Consider the following 25,349-nt stretch of genomic DNA (forward strand, 5'->3'; position numbering starts at 1 on the left):
GCGGGCTTGCTCGCGAAGGCGGCCTGCCAGACGCTAAAAATCTGACTGATTCAGCGGCGGACTTGTTTCAGGGTTTCCGCGATCAAAAACGCCAGTTCCAGCGACTGATCGGCATTCATCCGCGGGTCACAGTGGGTGTGATAACGATCCGACAACCCGTCTTCAGTGATTGGCCGCGCACCACCGATGCACTCGGTGACATTCTGCCCGGTCATCTCGATATGAATCCCGCCAGCATAAGTGCCTTCGGCTTCGTGCACCTGGAAGAACTGCTTCACCTCACCCAGGATCTGCGCGAAGTCGCGGGTCTTGTAGCCGCTGCTGGCCTTGATGGTGTTGCCATGCATCGGGTCGGAGCTCCACAGCACTTGCTTGCCCTCACGCTGCACCGCGCGGATCAGCGCCGGCAGGTGATCGCCGACCTTGTTCGCACCCATCCGCGCAATCAGGTTCAGGCGCCCCGGATCGTTGTCCGGGTTGAGCGCGTCGATCAGGCGGATCAGATCATCCGGGTTCATGCTCGGGCCGACTTTCACCCCGATCGGGTTGTTCACTCCGCGCAGAAATTCGACGTGAGCGCCGTCGAGCTGACGGGTGCGGTCGCCGATCCACAGCATGTGCGCCGAGCAATCGTAGTAATCGTTGGTCAGGCTGTCGCGACGCACGAAGGCTTCTTCGTAGTTCAGCAGCAGCGCTTCGTGGGCAGTGAAGAAACTGGTTTCGCGCAGTTGCGGCGAGCTGTCCATGCCACAGGCGCGCATGAACGCCAGGGTTTCATCGATGCGGTCGGCGAGGTGGCTGTACTTCTCGGCCAGTGCCGAGTTGGCGATGAAGTCCAGGTTCCACTTGTGCACTTGATGCAAATCGGCAAAACCGCCCTGGGCGAAGGCGCGCAACAGGTTCAGGGTGGCGGTGGACTGGTGGTACGACTGCAGCAGGCGCTCCGGATCCGGCACGCGGCTCTTTTCGTCGAAGCCGATACCGTTGACGATGTCGCCACGGTAGGCCGGCAGGGTCACGCCGTCGATAGTTTCATCGTTGGCCGAGCGCGGCTTGGCGAACTGGCCGGCCATGCGCCCGACCTTGACCACCGGGCAACCGGCGGCGAAGGTCATGACGATCGCCATTTGCAGCAATACTTTGAACGTGTCGCGAATCTTCGCCGCCGAGAACTCGGCAAAGCTTTCCGCGCAATCGCCGCCCTGCAGCAGGAACGCCCGGCCCTGAGTCACTTCGGCAAATTGACGGCGCAGCTCGCGTGCTTCGCCGGCAAACACCAGCGGCGGATAACTGGCCAGGGTCTGCTCGACCTGGCGCAGATGCGCCGCGTCAGGGTATTGGGGTTGTTGCTGGATCGGCAGGGCGCGCCAGCTGTCAGGGCTCCACGGTTGGCTCATCACGGTCTCTAATTGGTTCTACGCACGGGAAGCCCATGGTAGCAGCAATTAGTGCGTGACCTGCTCCCGCCCCATCACCGACAATCGCCGCTTTGCCACGGCGCCGCAGCGGTGCCATCGCGTCACCGCGCCCGGTGACCATCAGGAGACGAAATGACTGAGGAGCGCGTCGAGCTGTTGCTCGCCGAGGTACAGGATGAGTTCGGCGTGATTCGCGTGCTGGAAGTGGCCGATTACCGCTTTCTGGAATTTGGCGATGCCATCGAGCAGAGCTGCGTGTTCACCGCCGATCCGAGCTGGCTCGAATATGACTACACCCGGGCGATGCTGATTGGCGCGTTGTGCCATGAGCAACCGGAGAGCGCGCTGTTTCTCGGCCTCGGTGCCGGCACGCTGACCCAGGCCTGCCTCAAGTTCCTGCCGCTGGAAGACGTCGAAGCCATCGAACTGCGCCCGGACGTGCCGCGTCTGGCGATCGAGTACCTGGGGCTGGATGACGATCCGCGCTTGTACATTCGGGTCGGCGATGCGCTGGAGTTGCTGCCGACGGCCGAGCCTGCGGATCTGATCTTTGTCGATCTTTACACCGATGTCGGCCCGGGTGTCGGGCACCTGGCCTGGAGTTTTCTCGGCGACTGTCAGAAGCGTCTGAACCCGGGCGGCTGGCTGGTGATCAACCAGTGGGCCACCGATGACGGCAAACCGTTGGGCGCGGCGTTGTTGCGCGGGCTTTATCACCGGCATTACTGGGAGCTGCCGGTGAAGGAGGGCAATGTGATTCTGATTGTGCCGGCGGATCTCGATCAGGAGCTGGACATGCAGGCGCTGACCGCCCGCGCCGAAGTGCTGGCGCCACGGCTGGGTTATTCGCTGCAGTCGTTGATCAAGGCGATTCGCCCGGCGACTTGAGTTGCCAGTGATGGCCCCTTCGCGAGCAGGCTCGCTCCCACATGGGTCCTGTGGCACTCACACAATTTTCTGTGGGAGCGAGCCTGCTCGCGAAGAGGGCCTGATAACCCGCGAATATTTCAGATCCCTTTGAAGATGCCCGGGCGCCGCTCCACCAACGACCGCACCCCCTCCTTGGCATCCTCACTCCCCAGCAACTTCTTCACCAGTGCCGGCAATCCCTGCGCCGCCGCCGTCTCGCCTTCATACCGCGCCTGGCGCGCCGACATCAGCGTTGCCTGCACCCCCAACGGTGCCTGCCGGGCAATCCGTTCGGCCAGTTCGATCGCCCGCGGCAACAGATCCTCACTGGCCATCACTTCCTGCACCAAACCCAGACGCAACGCATCGTGGGCATCAAACTCATCGCCGGTCAGCAACCAGCGCATCGCGTTGCCCCAACCAGCCACCTGGTGAAAGCGCAATGTCGCGCCCCCAAACGGAAAGATCCCCCGCTGCACTTCCATTTGCGCGAAGCGGGTATTGCTCGCGCACAGGTTGATATCCGCGGCCAGCATCAACTCGATACCGATGGTCAGGCAGTAGCCTTGCGCGGCGACAATTACCGGTTTGCTGACCCGTGGACCAACGAAAACACCCCATGGGTCGCAACCACCGGTCGGAACCTGCCAGCCTTCGGCGAGGGCGGCGCTGGCGTTGAGCAGATCCAGACCGGCGGTAAAGTGTTCGCCATGCCCGAACACCACCGCCACTCGCGCCTCGCTGTCGGCCTCGAACTCGCCGTAGGCCAGGCTCAAGTCATTGAGCAGATCGAGGTCGAAGGCGTTGCGTTTGGCGGCCCGGTCAAGGCCGATCAAGTGGATATGACCTCGACGTTCACGGCTGACGCGGCCGGGGCAGGGCTGATTCATGGAGAAATCCTCGGGCGGGAAGGGCGGGTGCAGCGACGGTATGCCGCACATCGATGAATCGTTTAAGCGTCATCACCCGCAGGGCCGGGCCTTTCCAAAATAGACCTTTGCACGATTATCCGCAAAACCCCGTTACACAGCGGTGACACACCGATTCAGGCGATAAAAAAAGCTCCCTTTTTGGGCAAATTCCGGTATAGTGCGCGCCGGCCTTTAACCGGGCCGCGTTTAGGTAGCGCAATTCCCCGAAGTCAGCTTCGGCTGCATGTCCGCACTGCGGGCTCTTCCTTGACGATTCTTTTTCATTCATACGTTTTCGCAAATCCCCGCCGACAAAGCTGCCAGGGCGACTCTTGAGTCTCAACACGGCATGTGCAGCTTTGGAGCATGGGTCTTTGCGGATGCACTTAGAGGCAGACCCATGACCCAGGAAATCGGCGGCTTCGCCGCTCTTGAACTTCATCCCAATATTGTCGCTGCAGTAGTCGCTACCGGCTATGAAGAGCCTTCGGCCATTCAGCAGCAGTCGATCCCGATCATCCTCGCCGGTCACGATATGATTGGTCAGGCGCAAACCGGTACCGGTAAAACCGCTGCCTTTGCCCTGCCTATCCTGCACCGCATTGATCCGTCCAAGCGCGAGCCGCAAGCTCTGATCCTGGCCCCAACTCGTGAGTTGGCGCTACAAGTTGCAACCGCTTTCGAAACTTACGCCAAGCAAATGCCGGGCGTAACTGTTGTGGCTGTCTACGGCGGCGCGCCGATGGGCCCACAATTGAAAGCAATCCGTAATGGCGCACAGATCGTTGTCGCCACTCCGGGCCGTCTGTGCGACCACCTGCGTCGCGACGAAAAAGTCCTCGCTACCGTGAACCACCTGGTTCTGGACGAAGCAGACGAAATGCTCAAACTCGGTTTTATGGACGACCTGGAAGTGATCTTCAAGGCCATGCCGGAAACCCGTCAGACCGTATTGTTCTCGGCAACCCTGCCGCAGTCGATCCGTGCCATCGCCGAGCGCCACCTGCGCGATCCGAAGCACGTGAAGATCCAGAGCAAGACCCAGACCGTTACCGCGATCGAACAGGCTCACCTGTTGGTTCACGCTGACCAGAAGACCTCCGCCGTTCTCAGCTTGCTGGAAGTGGAAGACTTCGACGCGCTGATCATGTTCGTGCGCACCAAGCAAGCGACCCTGGATCTGGCCAGTGCCCTCGACGCCAAAGGCTACAAGGCCGCTGCGCTGAACGGTGACATCGCCCAGAACCAGCGTGAACGCGTCATCGACTCGCTGAAAGATGGCCGCCTGGACATCGTTGTCGCGACCGACGTGGCTGCCCGTGGTCTGGACGTTCCGCGCATCACCCACGTATTCAACGTGGACATGCCGTACGACCCGGAATCCTACGTGCACCGTATCGGCCGTACCGGCCGTGCCGGTCGCGAAGGTCGCGCACTGCTGCTGGTGACTCCGCGTGAGCGCCGCATGCTGCAAGTGATCGAGCGTGTCACCGGTCAGAAGGTTGCCGAAGTGCGTCTGCCGGACGCTCAGGCCGTTCTCGATGCACGCATCAAGAAACTGACCAACAGCCTGTCGCCGCTGGTCGCTGATGCTGAGTCGACTCACGGCGAACTGCTGGATCGCCTGACCGCTGACATCGGTTGCACCCCGCGTGCCCTGGCTGCAGCTCTGCTGCGCAAGGCTACCAACGGTCAAGCGCTGAACCTGGCGGCGATCGAGAAGGAACGCCCACTGGTGCCGAACAATGCACCGCGTGGCGACCGTCCTGAGCGTTCCGGTGATCGTCCTGAGCGTGGTGATCGCGAGCGTCGCGCGCCAATGCCTCTGGGCGAAGGCCGTGCCCGTTGCCGTACCGCGCTGGGTGCGCGTGACGGTATCGCCGCCAAGAACCTGCTGGGCGCCATCCTCAACGAAGGTGGTCTGGCTCGCGAAGCAATTGGTCGCATCCAGGTGCGTGACAGCTTCAGCCTCGTCGAGCTGCCGGAAGATGGTCTGGACAAACTCCTGACCAAGCTGAAGGATACTCGCGTCGCTGGCAAGCAGCTGAAACTGCGTCGCTATCGCGAAGATTGATCCGCCCTTGGGCTGATTGATCGAACATGAAAAATCCCCGACTGGTTCGGGGATTTTTTTTGCCTGCTTTTTGCCTCGCCCCACAACCCTGTGGGAGCTGGCTTGCCAGCGATGACGTCAGCCGAAGCGATAGATATCCATACCCAGTGCACCCATCGTGAAGCCTTTATGCGCTACGCGGAACTCACCTCCCGCACCACGGGCAAAATACAGCGGCAGCAAATGCTCGTCACTCGGATGGCTGCGCACCGCATTGGGCGCCTGCTGACGATAATCGTGCAGTGCCGCCTCATCGTCGGCCGCCAGCTTGTCGATCATCCAGTCACGGAAGTCACGTGCCCACAGCTCGACGCTTTCCGGGCCGGCGTGCCAGTCCAGTTCGCGCAGGTTGTGGGTGATGCTGCCGGAGCCGATCAGCAGAATGCCCTGCTCGCGCAGACTCGCCAGCGCTTGTCCGACACGGGTTTGCAACACCGGGCCGCCGCGACTCGGCAGCGACACCTGCACCACCGGAATATCCGCCTGCGGGTACATCAGCGACAGCGGCACCCAGACGCCGTGATCGAACGGTCGTTGCGGATCGAGGCGTGCCGGCAGATGCGCGGCGTCAAGCAATTCAGCCACTTCGGCTGCCAGTTGCGGATTACCCGGTGCCGGGTACTGCACCTCGAAAAGGGCACGCGGGAAGCCGCCGAAGTCATGCCAGGTTTCCGGACGAGGATTGCTGCTGACCAGCAGTTCCTGGCTTTCCCAGTGGGCAGAGACGATCACGATGGCTTTAGGCCGCGGCAGTTCGGCCGCCAGACGCGTCAGCGCCGGGCCACTGGCACCGGGTTCCAGGGCCAGCATCGGTGAGCCGTGGGAGATAAACAGGCTGGGAAACATGGAAAGGTTCCTGAGCGGTAAGATGGCCTCATCTTCAGTCAGATCATTGATCTAAATCTAATATAAGTTTTAACGCCTTTTGATCGAATTTTTTGGGGTGATGCATGCAGCCTGAGTTTTGGCACAAGAAGTGGGAATCCAATCAGATCGGCTTTCATTTGTCTGAGGTGAACCCGTATTTGCAGCGGCACTGGCCGCAACTGGCGATCCCGGCCCAGACCCGGGTGCTGGTGCCGCTGTGCGGGAAAAGCCTGGATCTGCTGTGGCTGGCCGGGCGCGGGCATCTGGTGCTCGGAGTCGAGCTGTCGCTGAAGGCCGTCGAGGATTTTTTCAGTGAACATCAGGTAAAGCCGCAGGTCAGTGCCAAGGGGCCGTTCAAGGTCTATCGCGCCGATTCCATCGAGTTGTGGTGCGGTGATTTCTTTGCGCTGACAGCCGACGATGTAGCGGATTGCGCGGCGTTGTACGACCGGGCAGCGCTGATTGCCTTGCCGGCTCCGATGCGTGAGCGCTATGCGGCGCATTTGCAGCAGATCCTGCCGCAAAGTGTGCAAGGGTTGTTGATCACCCTGGATTACGATCAGGTGCAAATGCCAGGGCCCCCGTTTGCAGTGGCGGATGATGAAGTGCAGCGGTTGCTGGGCGAAGTCTGGCAGGTGCAGGTGCTTGAAGAACAGGATGTGCTGGCGGAGAGTGTCAGGTTCCTGCAGGCGGGCGTGACACGGTTGGAGGAGCGGGCTTATCGGGTTTCTGGCCAATAGTTTTGTATCGGCATTAACGGCCTCATCGCTGGCAAGCCAGCTCCCACAGTGATCCGTGTTGAATCAGAAATCCAGAGAACACCACAAAACCCTGTGGGAGCTGGCTTGCCAGCGATGAGGCCAGAACAGGCAACCCATAATCCCGAGCATGAAAAAGGCCCGCATCACTGCGGGCCTTTTCGTTACTGCGCCAACCGATCAACCGCGACGACGCAGCGCGTCGATACGCTCTTCCAGCGGCGGGTGGCTCATGAACATGCGGGCAAAGCCTTGTTTGATGCCACCGTTGATGCCGAATGCGTTGAGGGTGTCCGGCATGTGCACCGGCAGGCCCTGTTCGGCGCGCAGGCGTTGCAATGCACCGATCATCGCATTGGTACCGGCCAGACGTGCGCCGGCTTCATCGGCACGGAATTCGCGTTTGCGCGAGAACCACATGACGATGGCGCTGGCGAGAATGCCCAGTACCAGTTCGGCGAAGATCGTCGCCACGTAGTAGGCGATACCCTGGCCTTCTTCGTTCTTGAAGATCACCTTGTCGACGAAGTTGCCGATGATCCGCGCGAAGAACATCACAAAGGTGTTCACCACGCCCTGTATCAGCGCCAGGGTGACCATGTCACCGTTGGCCACGTGACCGATTTCGTGGGCCAGAACGGCTTTCACTTCATCTGGCGAAAAGCGCTCGAGCAGGCCCTGACTGACCGCGACCAGCGCGTCGTTCTTGTTCCAGCCAGTGGCGAAGGCGTTTGCTTCGTAGGCCGGGAAAATACCGACTTCGGGCATCTTGATCCCGGCTTCGCGGGACAGTTGCTCGACGGTTTGCAGCAGCCATTGCTCATGCCGGGTACGTGGCTGGCTGATGATCTGGGTGCTGGTGCTCATCTTCGCCATCCACTTGGAGATGAACAGCGAGAACAGTGAACCGGCGAAACCAAAGACCGCACAGAAAACCAGCAGCTGACTGAGGTTGAGATCAACCCCGTTGGCCGCCATGAACCCGTTGAAGCCGAACAGGCTCAGGGTGATGCTGGCTATCAGCACGACCGCCAGGTTAGTGGCCAAAAACAGCAGGATGCGCATCATGGTTGTAGAAATCTCCTCAAGCTAAAGATGTAGCGTACTGCGGGGTATATAAGGTGCGGCACCGGGTGATTCAACCGAGTGACTATTTCAAACTGTGTCCTACAGCGACTTCCCGAGTCTGCAGGTCATTGCCCACGGCCAAAACCGAAAGGGATTACAGCCGGCCGCTACCCGCCGCCACTGCGCCAGAGGCGGGTGGGCCCTATGAATCGCAAGTGTAGAAGGCGCAGCGAGGCGGGGAGAGCAGAAGTGTTGCTGAATCAGACAGTGCGCAACGTTCGGGCCGTTGCGCACCGTTGACCGGTTACTGGCGGTAGGACTTGAGGAAGTTGCCGATGCGGCCGATGGCCATTTCCAGATCGTCGACGCGGGGCAGGGTCACCACGCGGAAGTGATCCGGCCACGGCCAGTTGAAGGCCGTGCCTTGCACCACCAGCAGCTTCTCGGAGAGCAGCAGGTCGAGGACGAATTTTTCGTCGTTGTGGATCGGGCAGACTTTCGGGTCGATCCGCGGGAACGCATACAGCGCGCCCATCGGCTTGACGCAGCTGACGCCCGGAATGTCGTTGAGCAGCTCCCAGGTACGGTTGCGCTGCTCCAGCAGCCGGCCCTGCGGCAGCACCAGGTCATTGATGCTCTGATAGCCGCCGAGGGCGGTCTGAATCGCATGCTGACTCGGGACATTGGCACACAGGCGCATGTTGGCCAGCATGTCGATGCCTTCGATGTAGCTCTGGGCATTGTGTTTCGGCCCGGAGATGGCGATCCAGCCGGAGCGGAAACCCGCCACGCGATAGGATTTCGACAGGCCGTTGAAGGTCAGGCACAGCAGATCGGGCGCCAGCGAAGCGGTGCAGATGTGCACGGCGTCGTCGTAGAGGATCTTGTCGTAGATCTCGTCGGAGAACACCACCAGGTTGTGCGCGCGGGCGATTTCCAGCATGCCCAGCAGCACTTCCTTCGAATACACCGCGCCAGTCGGGTTGTTCGGGTTGATGATCACCATGGCCTTGGTGTTCGGGGTGATCTTGGCCTTGATGTCGGCCAGATCAGGGAACCAGTCGGCACCCTCGTCGCACAGGTAGTGCACGGCGTTACCGCCGGCCAGGCTCACGGCGGCGGTCCACAGCGGGTAGTCCGGTGCCGGCACCAGCACTTCGTCACCGTTGTTGAGCAGCGCCTGCAACGACATCACGATCAGCTCGGACACGCCGTTGCCCAGGTAGATGTCTTCGATGCCGACACCTTCGACATTTTTTTGCTGGTAGTACTGCATCACCGCTTTACGGGCACTGAACAGGCCTTTGGAGTCGCTGTAGCCTTGGGCGGTCGGCAGGTTGCGGATCACATCCTGAAGAATTTCGTCCGGCGCTTCGAAACCAAACGGCGCCGGGTTGCCGATGTTCAGCTTGAGGATGCGCTGGCCTTCCTCCTCCAGACGTTTGGCGTGCTTGAGCACCGGGCCGCGAATGTCGTAGCAGACGTTGGCGAGCTTGTTCGATTTGCTGAACTGCATGGCGATGTGATCCCGAAAATGAACGATCCAGACGGCGGATGGCCAACCGTACTGGGATTCCTGCGTCTTCGCACAGGCGGAGTCTTGCGCCATGGCGCCGAGAATCCGTTTGAATGCGCCCGGTCTGGCTGCCAGACTGGCGTGTGACGAGGCGCAATCATACGTGCCACCCGATCCGTGGAAAAGGTACAGATCGGGCTTTTTCAGCCGCTGAGGTGTGATGATGGAAAAGTTGGAAAAAACCCTGGAAGAATGGCGGGCGATGCTCGACCCCGAGCAGTACAACGTGTGCCGTCTCAGTGCGACCGAACGGCCGTTTTCCGGCAAATACAACGACACCAAAACCGACGGTGTCTATCACTGCGTCTGCTGCAATGAGCCGCTGTTCGACTCCACGACCAAATTCGATTCCGGCTGCGGCTGGCCGAGCTTCTACGCGCCGATCGGCGAAAGCGCCATGACCGAGATCCGCGATACCAGCCACGGCATGATCCGCACCGAGGTCAAATGCGCCCGCTGCGACGCGCATCTGGGCCACGTGTTCCCCGATGGCCCGCCACCGACTGGCTTGCGTTATTGCATCAACTCGGTGTGCCTGAATCTCGAGCCGCGCGAGTAAGCGGACAGGCGACCTGCGGGTCGCCTTTCGGATAATTAAATTGCGCACAATTTAATTGCTCGCTATGTTTGGCCTTTCCCGATAACCCGCGGAGCCGACCCATGAGCGACAACCTGCTGAATATCCCTGTCACCACCATCAAGGGTGAGCAAAAGACCCTGGCCGATTTTGCCGGCAAAGCGGTGTTGGTGGTCAACACCGCCAGCAAATGCGGCTTCACCCCTCAATACAAAGGCCTGGAAGAGCTGTGGCAGACCTATAAGGATCAGGGCCTGGTGGTGCTGGGGTTTCCGTGCAATCAGTTTGGCAAGCAGGAGCCGGGTAACGAGGGGGCGATCAGCGAGTTCTGTGAGCTGAACTACGGCGTGAGTTTCCCGCTGTTCAAGAAGATCGACGTCAACGGGTCTGATGCGCATCCGCTGTTCGTGCAGTTGAAAAAGCGCGCTCCGGGTTTGCTCGGCTCCGAGGGCATCAAGTGGAACTTCACCAAGTTCCTGATCGGCAAGGATGGGCAACTGGTCAAGCGTTTCGCCCCGACCACCAAGCCGCAGGACATCAGCGGCGAGATCGAAGCCCTGCTCAAATGAACAGCCTGCCCGACGATTCGCTGAAGCTCGACAGTCAGTTGTGCTTCAAGTTGTACGCCGCGTCCCGGGCGGTGATTCGCGCTTACAAGCCGATGCTCGATCAACTCGGCCTGACCTACCCGCAGTACCTGGCGATGCTGGTGCTGTGGGAGTGGCAGGACAGTGCACCGGAGCAACCGACGGTCAAGGCGTTGGGCGAGCGCCTGGCGCTGGACTCCGGCACCCTGACGCCGTTGCTCAAGCGTCTTGAACAATTGCAGTGGGTGCAACGCCAGCGTTCGGCGCGCGACGAGCGTGAAGTGCATCTGAGCCTGACCGCGCAAGGCCAAGCGCTGCGCGAGCAGGTCGGGCCGCTCAAGGCCCGGTTGTTGTGCGACAGCGGGGTGGATCTTGATCGGCTCAACGATTTGCGCAATGGCCTCGATCACCTGCTGGGGCAGATCAAAGCGCTGACGTAGCCGGCATCCACTGGTCGAGCAGGGCCGCCAGCTCTTCGCGGCGGAACGGCTTGGCCAGGTAATCGCTCATGCCGGCCGCACGGCAGCGCTCGCGTTCTTCGGACATGGCGTTGGCGGTCAGTGCGACGATCGGCAGGTGCGGCCAGCGCCCGCTCTGGCGGATCTGCCGGCTCGCTTCGTAGCCGTCCATCACCGGCATGTTGCAGTCCATCAGCACCAGATCGAACTCATCGTGCTCCAGTTGATCCAGCGCCTCGGCACCGTGGGCGGCGACCACCACGTCGCAACCGAGCTTGCCGAGCATGCCTTTGGCCACCAGTTGATTGACCGGATTGTCCTCCACCAGCAGCACCTTTCCGCGCCGCCGGACCGGCTGGCTCTCGAGGCGCGCATCGTTGCTCGTGGTGACATCGGCCAGCAGAATGCGCCGCAGGATCTGGTACAGCGCGTTGCGTGCCAGCGGTCGGGCTTGTTGCTGCAATGGCGCCAGCGCGGCGGCTTCTTCGCCGGGCATGAAACTGCCATAAGCGGTTACGACGAGGATCGGTGCGCTGATGGTCGGGCGCAGACTGAACAGGCATTCCGGGCAATCGGTGATCAGCAGATCGGGTGCCAGGCCCAGCAACGGGTCATCCATGGTGCGCTGTTCATAGCTCACGCCCCACACCGGCAGCAATGTCTTGAGCAGTTCCGCCAGCCCGCTGCTGGCGGCCGTGATCGCCAGCACCTTGCCGTGCAGTGGCGGCGGCATGACCGCCCGGGTGTGACACAGCAGTGGCAGGTCGGCACAGAACTGACTGCCGAAACCGGCCTCGGAACTGATGGTCAATCGGCCTTGCATGGCCTCGCACAGGTTGTAGGTCAACGCCAGACCGAGACCGGTGCCGCCGTACTGCCGGGTGATGCCGGCACCGGCCTGGGTGAACGGCTGGAAGATTTTCACCTGGGCATCCTGAGCGATGCCAATGCCGGTGTCGCAGACTTCGATGCGCACCCCGTCCTTGTGGGCGGACAGGCGCACATCGACCCGGCCGAAGCGGGTGAACTTCAGGGCATTGGACAGCAGGTTGCTGACGATTTGCCGTACCCGGGTCGGATCCCCCAGCACCAGCGCGGGAAAGTGCGGGTCGATCAGGCAGGTCAGCTCGACGCTCGGCGCAGCGTTCTGCGACAGCAGGTTGGCGGTGTCCTCGATCAGTGAGCCGAGGTCGAACGGGATGTGTTCGAGCTCCAGTTGCCCCGCATCGAACTTGGACAGGTCGAGAATATCGTTGAGCAGTTCCACCAGCACCTTGCCCGAGTCATGGGCAATCGACAGTTGCTGTTGCTGCTCGGCATTCAGCGGCCCATCGAGGGACAATGCGATCATCCCCAGCAGGCCGTTGAGCGGGGTGCGGATCTCGTGGCTCATGTTGGCGAGGAATGCCGAGCGCGCTTCGGCCATGTCCAGTGCGGTGCTGCGAGCGACTTCCAGTTCTTCGTTGGACTGGCTGAGCCGGGTGTTGATGGCCTTGAGCTCGGCAGTGCGGGCCGAGACGATGTGCTCCAGTTGTCCGAGGTAATCGGTGAGGCGGTTTTCCGCGTTGCGCCGTTGCTGGATCTCCGTGGCGATATTGTCGAACTGCTGGTTGGCGACTTTGACCAGTACGCCGATCTCGTCATTGGCGTGGCCGGCCGGACATTCCAGGGTCGTCGGTTCTGCACTGCGTGCGTCACGCGCGCTGAGTTCCCGGATCAGGCGCACCAATGGCTTGGTCAGCATCACGTAGAACAGCGCCAACAGGATCCCGGTGAGAATCAGGCTGCGGGCAAAGCCGTTGAGCAGGGTGACTTCGGCGCGGCGCAGAAACCGGCTGCCGAACGCGTAGGTATCGACCTCCAGGCTCAGCGTGCCCAGTGATTCCTCGGGCAGGTGGTCGAGGTATAGGCGGTCTTCGAACTGGCGCTTGGCACCGAACAGAAAGTCGCTGATCACCCGGTAACCGCTTTGCAGCTCCGGGCGCTTGACGTTGGCCAGGACGTTGCCGTTGTTGTCGGTCAGTTGCGCCGAGATGATCGCCGGCGAACGCAACAGGCCCAGGGTCAGTTCCTGCGCCAGTTCCGCATCGATGTTGTAGGCGATTCGCGACGCCGGATTGTGGCTGATTTCCAGCAAAGACAGGATTTCACGGTTGATGGAGGCGTCTTCGCTGGCATAATCGATGCCGATTTGCAGCAGGCTGAGCAGCGTGCCCAGAACGAACCCGACCAGCACCGTGAATCTGGCTTGCTTGTATGACAGCCGGTGGGTGAATTTGATATCCATGGGGTGTTGAACCACTTCCGTTTCCCTTCGCTGCTCAAGCATAGTCGATCATGTATGGATACCGAGGTTCCCGAAGCGCCTTGTAACAAGGCTTGAACGGGGATTGAGATCTGTCTGTCGTCGCTGGATCGACATCATCACTGTGAACGTGCCCGAGGAGAAGACGTGGATTCCCGATTGAATGCTTTTCTTGAACGCGCCGAGTCGGTTCTGGCGCGGATCGAACCCTTGCTGCCGGCGCCGCGTCCGCTGATCGACTGGGAAACCTGCCTGGCGGCGCGCTGGCAGCGTGACGGGCGCAGCGGCTATTTGCTGCCACTGGAAGTCAGCCTCGACATGCGCCTGTCCGACTTGATTGGTGTCGACCGTCAGTTGGAACAACTGGGCCGCAACACTCAGCAGTTTCTCGACGGCATGCCGGCCAACCATGCGCTGCTCTGGGGCTCGCGCGGCACCGGTAAATCGTCGCTGGTGCGCGCGCTGCTGGCCGAACACGCCAAGGCCGGCCTGCGTTTGATCGAAATCGAGCGCGACCATCTGGCCGACCTGCCGCGCGTGGTCGAGCAGATCGGCAAACTGCCGCAACGCTTCGTGCTGTTCTGCGATGACCTGTCGTTCGAATCCGGCGAAGGCGATTATCGCGTGCTGAAAAGCGTGCTCGACGGCTCGCTCGAACAGGCCCCGGACAACGTTCTGCTGTACGCCACTTCCAACCGCCGCCATCTGGTGCCGGAAAAGGAAAGCGACAACGAAAACTGGAAACGCGTCGACGGCGAGCTGCATCCGAGTGAGGCGGTGGAAGACAAGATCGCCTTGTCCGACCGTTTCGGCCTGTGGTTGTCGTTTTACCCGTTTACCCAGGAACACTTCCTCAACGTCGTCGAGCACTGGATCGGCCAGTTGGCCGCCAAGGCCGGCTTGAGCTGGCAGCGCGACGAAGAGCTCGACATCCTCGCCGTGCGCTGGGCAACCGGGCGCGGCAATCGCAACGGACGTTGCGCGTACCAATTCGCCCGTTACTGGGTGGGACTGAAATTGCTGGAGCACAAGGCATGATTGATTTGCAACAAAGCGGCCAGGGCCTCGAAGGCTATGGCATGTTGGCCGCACAACTGGAATCGCTGCTGGCGGACGAGCGCGATTTCATCGCTAACGCCGCGCAGTTTTCGGCGTTCCTGTTCAACCAGCTCGACGATTTGAACTGGGCCGGTTTCTACCTCAATCGCAACGAAGAACTGGTGCTTGGCCCGTTTCAGGGGCAGATCGCCTGCGTGCGCATTCCGTTCGGTCGCGGTGTGTGTGGCGCGGCAGCGGCCAGTCGACAGACCCAGCGCGTTGAAGACGTGCATGCGTTCCCCGGTCATATCGCTTGCGACAGCGCCTCCAACAGCGAGCTGGTAGTGCCGCTGGTCAAGGACGGTCGGCTGATCGGCGTACTTGATCTCGACAGCCCGAAACTCTCGCGTTTCGGCACCGCCGATCAGGCCGGCATCGAGCAACTGGCGGCGATCTTCCTGCGTCTGACCGACTGCTGATCAGGCACTCAGGCCAGCCTTGCGCAACAGGCTGGCCGGATCCACCGCATCGATCTGGCGCGGATCGAGAAACCGCGCGGCGTACTGCATATACACCCCGTCGTTGATGAACAGCGCAAACAGCTCGGGGTCGATGTGCGCCTCGCGGGACATGGTGGCCATGATCCCCAGCGCCTCGTTCAAGGATTTGGCCTTCTTGTACGGTCGATCCGCCGCTGTCAGTGCCTCGAAAATATCGGCAATCGCCATCATCCGTGCCGGCAGGCTCATGTCCTCGCGCTTCAGGCGTTTGGGATAACCGCTGCCGTCCATCTTTTCGTGATGCCCACCGGCAATTTCCGCAACGCTGTCCAGGTGCCCGGGGAAGGGCAGGTGGCTGAGCATCAGGATCGTCTGCACCATGTGGTGATTGATGATGTAGCGCTCTTCGCGGGTCAGCGTGCCCCGGGCAATGCTCAGGTTGTACAGTTCGCCGCGATTGTATTTGTAACGCGGCACATCCAGTTTGAACCCCCACGGATTGTCTTCCGGTATCAGTTCGCTGTCGGCGCGTTCTATCAGGTGTTCGGGCTTGTCCGCCAGCAGTGGCTCGCTGACCGGCAGATTCGCCGCCGGCGTTTGCGCCTGACGGCGGTTTTCCTCCCATGACACCCCCAGGCGATCATCGAGGGTGCGCATCCAGCGCCGCTCGGCAATGCGTTCAAGACGTTGCAGATCGGCGGGCGCCATGGCCTCACCGCCCAGATTGCAGCGGGCAACGAAGGCAAAGTCGTCATCCAGTTGCGTAAGCGTGGCGTCACGCAGTTCGCTCAGTTGCGCCGCGTTGCCGCCCAGTGCGATCGCCTGCCAGTAACTGATCCAGGCATCGCGCTTGAGCACTTCGAAACGGGTGCGGATTTCGTGGATGCGATCATTGAGGGTTTCCAGTTTGGTTGCCTTGTCGACGACATATTCTGGTGTCGTGACTTTGCCGCAATCGTGCAGCCAGGCCGCAATGTGCAGGGCTTCCCATTCGTCTTCAGTGGGCTGATAGCTCTGGAACGCCGGCGCCTGGCTGGCGGCCGCGGCCTGCGCGAGCATCAGGGTCAGTTCCGGCACGCGCTGGCAGTGGCCGCCGGTGTAGGGGCTCTTGGCGTCGATGGCGCCGGCCAGCAACTGAATGAACGCGTCGAGCAACTGCTTCTGCTTCGCTTGCAGGCGCTGACTTTCGATACTCACCGCCGCCGCACCAGACACGGCTTGCAGGAAGGCGATGCGGTCCGGGCGCAGTTTTTCCAGGTCCTGAGCGCTGCCGCTGTCGTTGATCAGCAGAAGCAACAGGCCGATGGTTTCGTTGTGCCGATTACGCAGGCGGATGCCGATCAGGTGGATGCGCGGCGACTGCATGGCCAACAGGACTTTCTGCAAGTCCCCGGCCTGCTCGAAGCCAAGGCTGCTGACCACGTTGTCAGCGTTGATCAGTTGCTGGAACCACGCCGGCCCTTGATCGGCCAGGAGATCCCGGCCCAGCACAGCGAACTCGCCCGGCTCGTGCGAGGCGCCATCAATGACCAGTCCGTAAGGCTCCATCCGGTTGCCATCGCTTTCGCGCAGATAGATCAACCCCGCCTGCGCCTGGGCGATCTGCGCCGTTTCGAACAGCACCCGTTGCAGCAGCGGGGCGAAGCGGGTTTCGGCGCAGAGGCTGTCGGTGATGCGGAAGAAACTGGCGAGCGTGTCCTTCATGCGCGCCATCGACAGGCTCAACTGGTCAACCTCCAGCACCGGCGAGCGGCGGGTGACCGGAAAGTTGAAATCGAAACTGCGGATCGCGTCGGCTTCCTTGACCAGCGCGTGCAACGGTTTGACCAGAATCCGCGAGATCAGCCAGCCCAGCGGCAGGCACAGCAGCAAGATCGCCAAGGTGATCAGCGCGCCTTGCCAGCGCATGCGGTAGGCATCGGCAAGCAGTTCGTCCTCGGGCACCAGCAGGGCCATCTGCAAACCTTTCGGCCCGCCTTCCTGCAGAGTGCTGCGGGCGACGATCCAGTGGCGGCCATTGACGTCGAGCCGTTTGCCCGGATGGGCGGTGGACAGCAACGCGTGCAGATTCGGACTGAGGTCGGCCGCTTTGGCCAGGCGTGCGCTGCTGCCGTCGACGATCAGCCGGCTGCTGTCCGGATAGGCCACCGCATTGCCATCGGCATCGAACAGCACGATTTCGGTCGAGGGGGTGACCACATGCTTGGTCAAGGTAGCCGAGAGTGCCTCCAAAGTCAGATCGGCACCGATCACACTGGTTGCGCTGCTGCGTCGAGCCAGGGTGGTGCCCACATTGTGCGTGGAAAAAAATACATAGGGTTCGGTGGTGATCTGATCGCCCTGTTGCAGGGCGTTGTTGTACCAGTTGCGGGTACGCGGGTCGTAGCGGTCGTCGGGATTGGTGTCGCGTCCGACAGGCGTCAGCGTCTGGTCGAAGAACAGTGACTGCGACAATACGGTGCCGCTGGCGTCGTGCTCGATGCTCCAGACCTGATAGGCCGCTGTTGGTGGTGCCTTGAGCAGGGTTTTCAGCGCGCTGGTGCGCAAGGGCCGGACCATGAAGAAATCGCCGTTGCCGTACCCCAGATACAGCGAGGCGAGATCGGTGTTGTCCTTGAGCGACTGACTGAACGGCTTGAGCAGCGCCAGACGCTGTTGCAGGTTCGGCGCCTCGGCCGCCTGATTGTCGGCCAGCAGGCTCAGCAGGTGCCGGATCGGTTCGTAGGTCGAATGCAGGTCCAGGCGCACGTCCTGTTCGATGCGATTGAACAGGTTTTCACTGCTCGACAGGATGATCCGGGTGGTCTGGCGATAGTTGAACAACCCCAGCACCACGCCGGTCAGCAACAGCAGAAAGGTGAACATGACGCTGATGTGCACGTGCAACGGGAACCGGCGTTGATCCGGGCGCAGTGGGCTGGGCATTGCTGACTCTCCATTGAAGTAAACACACTGCTCAGCGTCCAAGCATAGTTAAGGCTCGGTCATTGTGCTTTTTTCGAACGGTTCCAGTTGTTGCCGCAACGCCTGCTCCAGTTCGAGCATGGCTGCGTCGGTGGCCTCGACGCAGCGCACGATGGTCGGTGCGGGCGTTGTCTGCATGCAGGCCTGTTCCAGCGCATCGCAACAGGCGATCAGACGCGAGGCCTGGGCGATCCGGGCGGCGCCTTTGATCTTGTGGGCGACCAGCGCCACTGCCTGACGATCATTGCAGGGGGCCAGGGCTAATAATTCCTCGCGATCGAGACGGCTGCTCTTGAGCAATTGCGTGAGCAGACGCCGGACTTGCAGCGGGTTGCCGCCAGTCAACTGACTCAACCCGTCAAGATTGAACGCCGGTTCAAGCGTCGCGGGCTGCAGACCATTGATCCAGTGGCTCAGTGCGCTGAGGCTCAACGGCTTGAACAGGCAGTCATTCATGCCGGCCTGTTTGCAGCGCTGTACTTCTTCAGGCTGCGCGTTGGCCGTGAAACCCAGCACGGTACACGGAGGGCGGCCAGTGCGTTGTTCCTGCTGGCGGATCGCCTCGGTCAGTTCGTAGCCGTTCATCAACGGCATGTTGCAGTCAGCGATAACCAGGTCGAATGCACCGGTCTGCCATTTCTCGAATCCACTCCGACCCTCTTCGGCGAGGGTGAATCGGTGCCCGAGGAACTCCAGTTGCTGGCACATCAGCAGGCGATTGGCCGGATGATCGTCGACCACCAGAATGTTCAGTGGTGCAGAGGTTTGCAGCACAGGCTCGGTTTTTGCCGTGGTCACCTGGCACGGCAGCGTCTGCAGCGGCAGCGACAGGCAGACCTGGGTGCCGATCCCCGGCTGGCTGCTCAACTGCAACTGCCCACCCATCATTTCACACAGGTTGCGACAGATCACCAGCCCCAGGCCTGCGCCGCTGCGAGCTTGCTGCCGGCCACTCTCGGTCTGGGCGAACGGCTCGAACAGGCGTTGTTGATCTTCGATGCTGATGCCGACCCCGGTGTCCTGGATCGTCAACTGAACGAGCGAGCATTGGCCCGGCCCGTTGGGCAGCACATCCAGATTGATCCGCACCTGCCCGGACTCAGTGAATTTGATGGCATTGCTGATCAGGTTCGACAGGATCTGCTTGAAGCGCAACGGATCCAGTTCCACGTCAACCTGCAGCCCGGGCGGATTGATGATCAGCGGCAGGAGGAGGTTTTTCTGGCGGGCGAGGCCGTCGAAGATCCTGACCACCGACGCCACTGTTTCGACCAGATTGACCCGTTCCGGGCTCAGGCTCAGGTGCCCGGATTCGATCCGCGCGATATCGAGAATGTCGCCGATCAGGCCCAGCAGATCCTTGGCCGAGCAGTAGGCGGTTTCGATGGAGGAGCGATCCGGAGCCTGATCGTTCATGCGTTCGAGCGTCAGTTCGAGCATGCCGATAATGGCATTCATGGGGGTGCGGATTTCGTGGCTCATGGTGGCCAGAAAGGTACTTTTGGCGCGGTTGGCGTTGTCCGCCTGTTCCTTGGCCCGGCGCAGTTCATCGAACAACTGGCGACGTTCACTGATGTCGATCCAGCCGCCGATGATCCCCTGCACATCGCCACTGGAGTCGCGGTACGGCAGGATCCAGTGGTAGATCGTCAAACGCCGGCCACCGATGTGCAGCGGTCGATCGAGCAGCAGAGGCGTGCCTTCGGCCACCACCCGCTGGTAATCCGCCTGGTATGCCTGGGCTTCGAAGGCGTTGCTCAGGGTGCCCTGCATGACACTTTTGCCGATCACGTCTTCGCGTTTGGCGTTGAAGGCTTCGAGGTAGCTGTCGTTGCAGCTTTGCAGCAGACCTTGGCGGTCGCGCACGTAGATCGGGTGAGGGGTGCCGTTTACCAGTGAACGCATGAATTCGAACTGATCGTTGAGTGCCCGTTCGGCGGCCTGGCGTTGCTTGATCTGGCGACGCATGTAGGCGTTCCACAACAGCGACAGCAACAGCAGCAGGCAGGCCGCGCCGATCAATTGGTAAAACAGGCGCTTGTAGTGATGCCAGTTGCTTTGTGCCGCATTGGAGAAGCCGCGCCAACGACTGTTGATGACCCCCAGTTCCTCCGGTGTGATGCTCAGCAGCGCCTTGTCGAGGATCGAGCCCAGTTCGGCATTGTCACGGGCGCTGGCCAGCGAGAAGGCCGCCTGACGTGTGCCCAGGGTGGTGGTGATCTGCAACTGATGTTCGAAGATCCGCGACGAAATCAGATAGTTGGCAATCACCAGCGAGGCGACGGCGCCATCGGCCTTGCCTTCGGCGAGCAAGGTTGCGGCACCGAAAGTGTCGGAGGTTTCGATCAGGTGGATGTTGGGGAATTCGCGGCGCAGGTAATCAGCCATGGGACTGCCTTGGGCAATCGCCAGGTATCGGTTCTTGAGCTGGGTGGGATGTGTCGGGCTGTCAGCGGATTTGCGCGTCAGCAGGACGAAGGAGTTTTCCAGATAGGGACGGCTGAATTGCAGGGTCTTTTCCCGTTGGGGGCTGGGTAGCAATGCGGCGATCAGATCCGCCCGATGCTGATTGATCTGCTCGATCATTTCACCATCACTGCGGCTGCGGACCAGTTCGAAGCGCAGGCCGGTACGCAGGCGCAGCAGTTCGAGCAGGTCGGCGGTGATGCCTCGCAGGTTGCCGTCGCTGTCGAAGAATGTCAGCGGCGCGAACGCCTCGTTGACGACGACGCGCAGCACCGGGTGCTGTTTGAGCCACTGTTCTTCGTGGTGGGTCAATTGCAGCTTCTGGTCGGTCAGCAGAATGTCGCTGCCGGCGCTCCAGCGCTTGGCGATGTTGTCCCGTTCGCTGGCCGGTATGGCTTGCAGCACGGTGTTGATGATCGCCAGCAGTTGCGGGTTGTCGGCGTGAACGGCAAAGCTGAAACCATGGGCTTCCTGTTTGCCGAAATTGGCCATGCGAATGTTGTTCAGATAACCCTTGTTGATCATGTAGTGGGTGGAAATGGTGTCACCCAGAAACACGTCAGCCTGATCGAAAGCCACCGCGTTGATTGCGTTTTGATAGGAGGGATAGGACGTCAGGATGGCTTTGGGATACTGCGCCTTGACCTCATCCTGGGGCAGATAGTGATAGACCATGCTCAGCCGCAAACCGGCCAGACCTTCAGTCAGCGGGCGGGTCTCGCCTTCGCGGGTAACCAGAACCGGCTGATCGATGGCGTAGGGCGTTGAAAGCAGGATATTCGCGTTACTGGCCTCGAAACCGTTGGCCGTACCGAGCATGTCGACCTGACCTGCATTCAACGCCTGCAAGGCGGCTTCCCGTGAGGCAAAGCGCTTGACCCGGATTGGCAACCCGACAGCCTGTTCGAGCAGACCGGCGTAGTCGGCGGTAAAACCTTCGTAATCACGACCGCTGGCGGTCATGTCGAACGGCGGATAGTCCGGCGCGGAAGTGCCCAGTACCAGTTCGCGGCGACTCTCCAGCCATTGCCGTTGCGCGGGTTCAAGGGACACGGATGGCGCTTCGTGGCCCGAGCGGCTGCGCAGCACATAATCTTGCGCGGTGACGAAGCTGGCATGCACCTGAGTCGTCAGGCACAGGCTGACGCAACATAGGGCGAGACAGATCTTTAAACGACTGGGCATTCAGGCTCTCACACTAGCGCGTTGCGTTTGGCCATCTCGATCAGTTCCACCAGAGATCTGGCCTTGAGTTTTTGCATCAGGCGTTTTTTGTAGGTACTGACTGTCTTGTTACTGAGAAACATGCCCTTGGCTATTTCCTTGTTGGTGCGTCCCTGGGCAAATAATTGCAGGACCATCAGCTCGCGGTCGTTGACGGATTTGAATAACTCCAGTTCGGCATAACGCACGTCGTCGAGGCGTACCGGATTCAATGCCTGGCTGGGGAAATAGTTGTAACCGGAAAGTACCGCCTTGATCGCACTGACCAGTTCACTCAAGTCTTCCTCTTTGCAGACATAACCGGATGCACCGGACTGCATGCAGCGAATGCCGAACAGCGTCGGGCATTGCGCCGTCAGTACCAGGGTCTTGAGCGGGGTGCCCATGGCGTTGAAACGGGCGAGAACTTCCAGGCCGTCGAGTTTGGGTATGCTGATATCAAGGATGATCAGGTCGGGCATGCATTCGCGGACCATTTGCATGGCATCGACCCCGTTATCGGTTTCGCCGACGACCTTGTAACCTTCATGCTCGAGCAGCATTCGAACGGCAAGTCGGATGACGGGGTGATCATCGACAATAAAAACGGAGTTCATAATCAAATCCCATACGTGCGCGAATAAAGGGCGCACCTTAGCTCAGATAAATGAGCTGCCGCATGAACTCCCGTGGCTGTTGCGGCAATATAGGATAAGTCCTACGCACTAAAAGGAAACCGACTACGACCAAACTCTGTGTCGCGTAAGGAAGTGTTGTGCTGATTTGTTTATCTGAATGTTTTAAGTTGCTTGTCGAACCTTGAATAAACAAGGTTTTGTTTGCGTAGTTGGCTGTTAAACGGATTTACCTTTCAGTCGATCCGTTTGCCTGAGACCACAGAACCGGTTCAATCGAGGTATCGCTCATCCGGGCAGTTGCCTGACCCGGTTGAGCAATTTTTTCTGTCAGTGGCTGGAACGCCCGGTCATTTCCAGCGCCATGTCACTGGCGTAGCTGTCGGTCATCCCGGCGATGAAGTCGATCATGCGCAGGAACGAGGTGTGCAGCGGGCCATGGGGATCCGGCGCATTGTTGCCCAGCAGATCGAGGATCCGGCGGCTCTTGAACGACGGCGTGCGGCCGCCATGTTGCTCCAGGGCCGCGCCGCAGAACGCGTTGAGGAGGATTTCCAGGGTGGTGTAGGCGCCGATTTCATGCAGCGTCTTGCGCTTGTCCTGGAAGATTTTCTTGCGGGCGATGTCCTTGGCGTTGAGTACGCAGCGTTTGGCCGGGCCGTGCATATGTTCCACCAGGTCGCCGTGCAGGGTGCCGGCCAGCAGCGCATCCTGTTGCTCGACGAATGCCCGGGCAGCGGCGTTGGTCAGGTGCTCGATGGCCTTGCCGCGCAGGATCGCCAGTTTGCGTCGACGCGAATCCTGCGGGCCGAGCTGGCGATAGGTTTCCGGGAGGTCGTCACCGACCAGACCGAGCAGCAGCGATTCGACTTCCGCGTACTCCAGCAGCTCCATTTCCAGGCCGTCTTCGAGGTCGATCAGCGCGTAGCAGATGTCGTCGGCAGCCTCCATCAGGTACACCAATGGGTGGCGCGCCCAGCGCTGGTCTTCCAGTTGCGGCAGACCGAGCTTGTGGGCGATCTGCTCCAGCAGCGGCAGTTCGCTCTGATAGCAGCCGAATTTGTGTTTCTTGTAGCCCAGCGAGTCGGCGTGACGTGCGGTCCACGGATATTTCAGATAGGTGCCGAGGGTGGCGTAGGTGAGGCGGGTACCGCCGTCGAACTGGTGATACTCCAGCTGAGTCAGCACCCGGAAGCCTTGCGCGTTGCCTTCGAAATTGAGGAAGTCACCGCGCTCGGCTTCGCTCATGCCGTCGAGCCAGCCGCGCCCGGCTGCCTGCTGGAACCAGTGACGAATCGCGTCTTCACCGGAGTGGCCGAACGGCGGATTGCCGATGTCATGGGCCAGGCAGGCCGATTGCACGACCATGCCCAGGTCGCTCGGGTCGCACCAGTCGGGCAGGGCGCTGCGCAAGGTTTCACCGACGCGCATGCCCAGCGAGCGCCCGACGCAGCTGACTTCCAGCGAGTGGGTCAGGCGGGTGTGGATGTGGTCGTTACTCGACACCGGATGCACCTGGGTCTTGCGGCCCAGACGGCGGAAGGCACCGGAGAAGATGATGCGGTCGTGATCTTTGTGGAACGGGCTGCGGCCAAGCTCTTGCGGGCTGTGCAGCGGTTTTCCAAGGCGTTCGCGGTTGAGCAGGGTCTGCCAATCCAAGGCTGGTTCTCTCCGTCGGTGACTGGGATGACTGTTGCCCTAGCTTCCCGGTTCAGCCACACACCTGCAAGCGGAACTACAAGCCCGCGGCATCAATATCGATCAGCAGCAGGCGCTCGCCGTTATCGAAGAACTGCCCGGCGGTCAGGCAATACTGGTTGCTGGTGGCATCGCGGTAGGTGCTGGACAGGGTCAGGCGCCGCTCTTCCCAGCCTTCGGCGAGCAAATGATAGAAGTACGGACGCCATGACCAGTTGTGGCCCAGATAGCAGTTATCGGCGACCCAGCCGTTGTTGCGCCATTCGAGGTTGGGCGTGAGTTGGGTGCCGTGACGGTCGCATTGGTAGAACCGCAGCAACCACGGGAAGGCTTCGAGTTGCGGCAGCGCACTCAGCGGCGCGTGGGCCTGAGCCCAGCTCTGGAGGATCGCCATCAGTTCGCCGAGTTGCTGGCGCATCTGCATCAGGCGCCCGCGTTCGGCCAGTTTCTGCCGCACGTAACGCTGGCGCAGTTCAGCGAAGCGCTGCACGAAGGCATCGGTTGGATAGAACGCCTCCTGCGCCCGGGCGAACAGGAAACCCTGAACGTAGCGCGAACCGCATTCCAGGGCGAAATTGAGCTGGGCCTCGGTTTCCACGCCTTCGGCGATGATCCAGCAGCCGGTTTTTTCGGCCATCTGCGCCAAAGCCTTGACCACGTCACTGCTCGGCCCGCCCAGTGCGGCAGCCTGAAACAGGCGCATGTCGAGTTTGAGAATGTCCGGCTGCAACGCCAGCACCCGATCGAGCTGCGAGTAACCGGCGCCGAAGTCATCGATAGCGATCCGCGCTCCGGCCTCGCGATAGCGCGCGACCACCTCGGCCAGACGCTGACTGTTGCCACCCAGTTCAGTGATCTCGAACACGATGCGTTGCGGATCGACGCCGTGGCGCAGCATCTGCTTGAGGCTGGGCAGCGGTTGATCGGCGCGCAGGCGACTGATCCAGCGCGGCGACATGTTCAGGCTGAGAAACCACTCGGCGGGGGCTTCATGCAGTCGGCTCATGGCGTTGTCGCGGATCTGCCGGTCGAGCCGGCGCAGGGCGATGGCGGGTGTGCGTGGGTCGGCAAACAACGGCCCGACCGAGGCCAGTTGGCCGTCAGGCTGGCGCAGGCGACCCAATGCTTCGACGCCTGCAATACGTCCGGTGGCGGTATCGATGAAAGGTTGAAAGCAGGCGAGCGGTTGCCCGTCGATCACGGGGCCTCCTTAGTCGTTCTTGTTCTGGATGAACCCCGCCGACCGGGTAGGCGCGCGGGATTGAACCTCCGGGTAAAGAGGTTCATCCCGCGGATAT

Annotated in this window: 19 protein-coding genes; 8 read left to right on the forward strand and 11 right to left on the reverse strand. The window is 61.0% G+C overall.

Features of this window, described 5'->3' with window-relative positions:
* Window positions 1-50: 50 nt before the first annotated feature.
* Complete coding sequence (locus QRN61_RS04925) at window positions 51-1,397, reverse strand: class II 3-deoxy-7-phosphoheptulonate synthase (RefSeq protein WP_027613442.1); 1,347 nt, start codon at window positions 1,395-1,397, stop codon at window positions 51-53.
* Between the two features lie 153 nt (window positions 1,398-1,550).
* Here QRN61_RS04925 and QRN61_RS04930 point away from each other — a divergent pair, with 153 nt between their 5' ends.
* A complete protein-coding gene (locus QRN61_RS04930; protein WP_027613441.1) occupies window positions 1,551-2,306 on the forward strand; it encodes a spermidine synthase in 756 nt (251 codons plus the stop codon).
* Window positions 2,307-2,425: 119 nt separating this feature from the next.
* Here the strand turns inward: QRN61_RS04930 and QRN61_RS04935 are convergent, their stop codons facing one another.
* The gene (locus QRN61_RS04935; RefSeq protein ID WP_210558371.1) at window positions 2,426-3,217 is read right to left on the reverse strand and encodes a crotonase/enoyl-CoA hydratase family protein; all 792 of its coding nucleotides are present in this window, start codon (window positions 3,215-3,217) and stop codon (window positions 2,426-2,428) included.
* A gap of 421 nt (window positions 3,218-3,638) precedes the next feature.
* On the opposite strand from QRN61_RS04935, the gene QRN61_RS04940 reads away from it, so the two are divergent.
* Window positions 3,639-5,312 carry a DEAD/DEAH box helicase gene (locus QRN61_RS04940; RefSeq protein ID WP_027613439.1) on the forward strand — a complete coding sequence of 558 codons (1,674 nt, stop codon included), beginning with the start codon at window positions 3,639-3,641 and terminating at the stop codon, window positions 5,310-5,312.
* A gap of 117 nt (window positions 5,313-5,429) precedes the next feature.
* Here QRN61_RS04940 and QRN61_RS04945 read toward each other — a convergent pair whose 3' ends face one another.
* Window positions 5,430-6,197, reverse strand: coding sequence for a DODA-type extradiol aromatic ring-opening family dioxygenase (locus tag QRN61_RS04945; protein WP_285373353.1), 768 nt, complete (start codon window positions 6,195-6,197; stop codon window positions 5,430-5,432).
* Between the two features lie 104 nt (window positions 6,198-6,301).
* Here QRN61_RS04945 and QRN61_RS04950 point away from each other — a divergent pair, with 104 nt between their 5' ends.
* On the forward strand, window positions 6,302-6,958 hold the full coding sequence (locus QRN61_RS04950) for a thiopurine S-methyltransferase (RefSeq protein ID WP_285373354.1): 657 nt from the start codon (window positions 6,302-6,304) through the stop codon (window positions 6,956-6,958).
* Between the two features lie 198 nt (window positions 6,959-7,156).
* Here the strand turns inward: QRN61_RS04950 and htpX are convergent, their stop codons facing one another.
* Together htpX and QRN61_RS04960 are read right to left on the reverse strand one after the other, a co-directional pair.
* On the reverse strand, window positions 7,157-8,044 hold the full coding sequence (gene htpX, locus QRN61_RS04955; RefSeq protein ID WP_007964827.1) for a protease HtpX: 888 nt from the start codon (window positions 8,042-8,044) through the stop codon (window positions 7,157-7,159).
* A gap of 304 nt (window positions 8,045-8,348) precedes the next feature.
* Window positions 8,349-9,560 carry a pyridoxal phosphate-dependent aminotransferase gene (locus QRN61_RS04960; RefSeq protein ID WP_003226761.1) on the reverse strand — a complete coding sequence of 404 codons (1,212 nt, stop codon included), beginning with the start codon at window positions 9,558-9,560 and terminating at the stop codon, window positions 8,349-8,351.
* A gap of 223 nt (window positions 9,561-9,783) precedes the next feature.
* Here QRN61_RS04960 and msrB point away from each other — a divergent pair, with 223 nt between their 5' ends.
* The 3 genes from msrB (at window position 9,784) to QRN61_RS04975 (ending at window position 11,224) form a co-directional block, all read left to right on the forward strand.
* Window positions 9,784-10,179, forward strand: a complete 396-nt coding sequence (msrB, locus tag QRN61_RS04965; RefSeq protein WP_027613436.1) for a peptide-methionine (R)-S-oxide reductase MsrB — start codon at window positions 9,784-9,786, stop codon at window positions 10,177-10,179.
* A gap of 101 nt (window positions 10,180-10,280) precedes the next feature.
* On the forward strand, window positions 10,281-10,766 hold the full coding sequence (locus QRN61_RS04970) for a glutathione peroxidase (RefSeq protein ID WP_027613435.1): 486 nt from the start codon (window positions 10,281-10,283) through the stop codon (window positions 10,764-10,766).
* On the forward strand, window positions 10,763-11,224 hold the full coding sequence (locus QRN61_RS04975; RefSeq protein WP_027613434.1) for a MarR family winged helix-turn-helix transcriptional regulator: 462 nt from the start codon (window positions 10,763-10,765) through the stop codon (window positions 11,222-11,224). The genes QRN61_RS04970 and QRN61_RS04975 overlap by 4 nt, the downstream gene beginning before the upstream one ends.
* Here the strand turns inward: QRN61_RS04975 and QRN61_RS04980 are convergent.
* The gene (locus QRN61_RS04980; protein WP_027613433.1) at window positions 11,208-13,529 is read right to left on the reverse strand and encodes a hybrid sensor histidine kinase/response regulator; all 2,322 of its coding nucleotides are present in this window, start codon (window positions 13,527-13,529) and stop codon (window positions 11,208-11,210) included. The two genes, QRN61_RS04975 and QRN61_RS04980, sit on opposite strands and share 17 nt — an antisense overlap.
* 165 nt (window positions 13,530-13,694) lie before the next feature.
* Here QRN61_RS04980 and QRN61_RS04985 point away from each other — a divergent pair, with 165 nt between their 5' ends.
* Window positions 13,695-14,585 (forward strand): ATP-binding protein, encoded by an 891-nt coding sequence (locus tag QRN61_RS04985; RefSeq protein WP_027613432.1) that lies wholly within the window; start codon window positions 13,695-13,697, stop codon window positions 14,583-14,585.
* Window positions 14,582-15,064 (forward strand): free L-methionine (R)-S-oxide reductase MsrC, encoded by a 483-nt coding sequence (msrC, locus tag QRN61_RS04990; RefSeq protein WP_285373355.1) that lies wholly within the window; start codon window positions 14,582-14,584, stop codon window positions 15,062-15,064. Before QRN61_RS04985 ends, msrC begins: the two co-directional genes overlap by 4 nt.
* Here msrC and QRN61_RS04995 read toward each other — a convergent pair whose 3' ends face one another.
* The 5 genes from QRN61_RS04995 to QRN61_RS05015 all read right to left on the reverse strand — a co-directional run bounded on the left by QRN61_RS04995 (window position 15,065) and on the right by QRN61_RS05015 (window position 25,252).
* Entirely contained in the window at window positions 15,065-18,010 is a 2,946-nt protein-coding gene (locus QRN61_RS04995; RefSeq protein WP_183785381.1) for an HD domain-containing phosphohydrolase, read from the reverse strand.
* Window positions 18,011-18,058: 48 nt separating this feature from the next.
* Window positions 18,059-21,700 (reverse strand): transporter substrate-binding domain-containing protein, encoded by a 3,642-nt coding sequence (locus tag QRN61_RS05000; RefSeq protein ID WP_285373356.1) that lies wholly within the window; start codon window positions 21,698-21,700, stop codon window positions 18,059-18,061.
* A gap of 8 nt (window positions 21,701-21,708) precedes the next feature.
* The gene (locus QRN61_RS05005) at window positions 21,709-22,335 is read right to left on the reverse strand and encodes a response regulator transcription factor (RefSeq protein ID WP_027613428.1); all 627 of its coding nucleotides are present in this window, start codon (window positions 22,333-22,335) and stop codon (window positions 21,709-21,711) included.
* 348 nt (window positions 22,336-22,683) lie between these two features.
* Complete coding sequence (locus QRN61_RS05010) at window positions 22,684-24,012, reverse strand: deoxyguanosinetriphosphate triphosphohydrolase (protein WP_003226741.1); 1,329 nt, start codon at window positions 24,010-24,012, stop codon at window positions 22,684-22,686.
* Between the two features lie 76 nt (window positions 24,013-24,088).
* Window positions 24,089-25,252, reverse strand: coding sequence for an EAL domain-containing protein (locus QRN61_RS05015; protein WP_285373357.1), 1,164 nt, complete (start codon window positions 25,250-25,252; stop codon window positions 24,089-24,091).
* Between the last annotated feature and the right edge of the window lie 97 nt (window positions 25,253-25,349).

This window comes from Pseudomonas sp. lyk4-TYG-107 (assembly GCF_030209055.1).
Classification (GTDB): Bacteria; Pseudomonadota; Gammaproteobacteria; order Pseudomonadales; family Pseudomonadaceae; genus Aquipseudomonas; species Aquipseudomonas putida_A.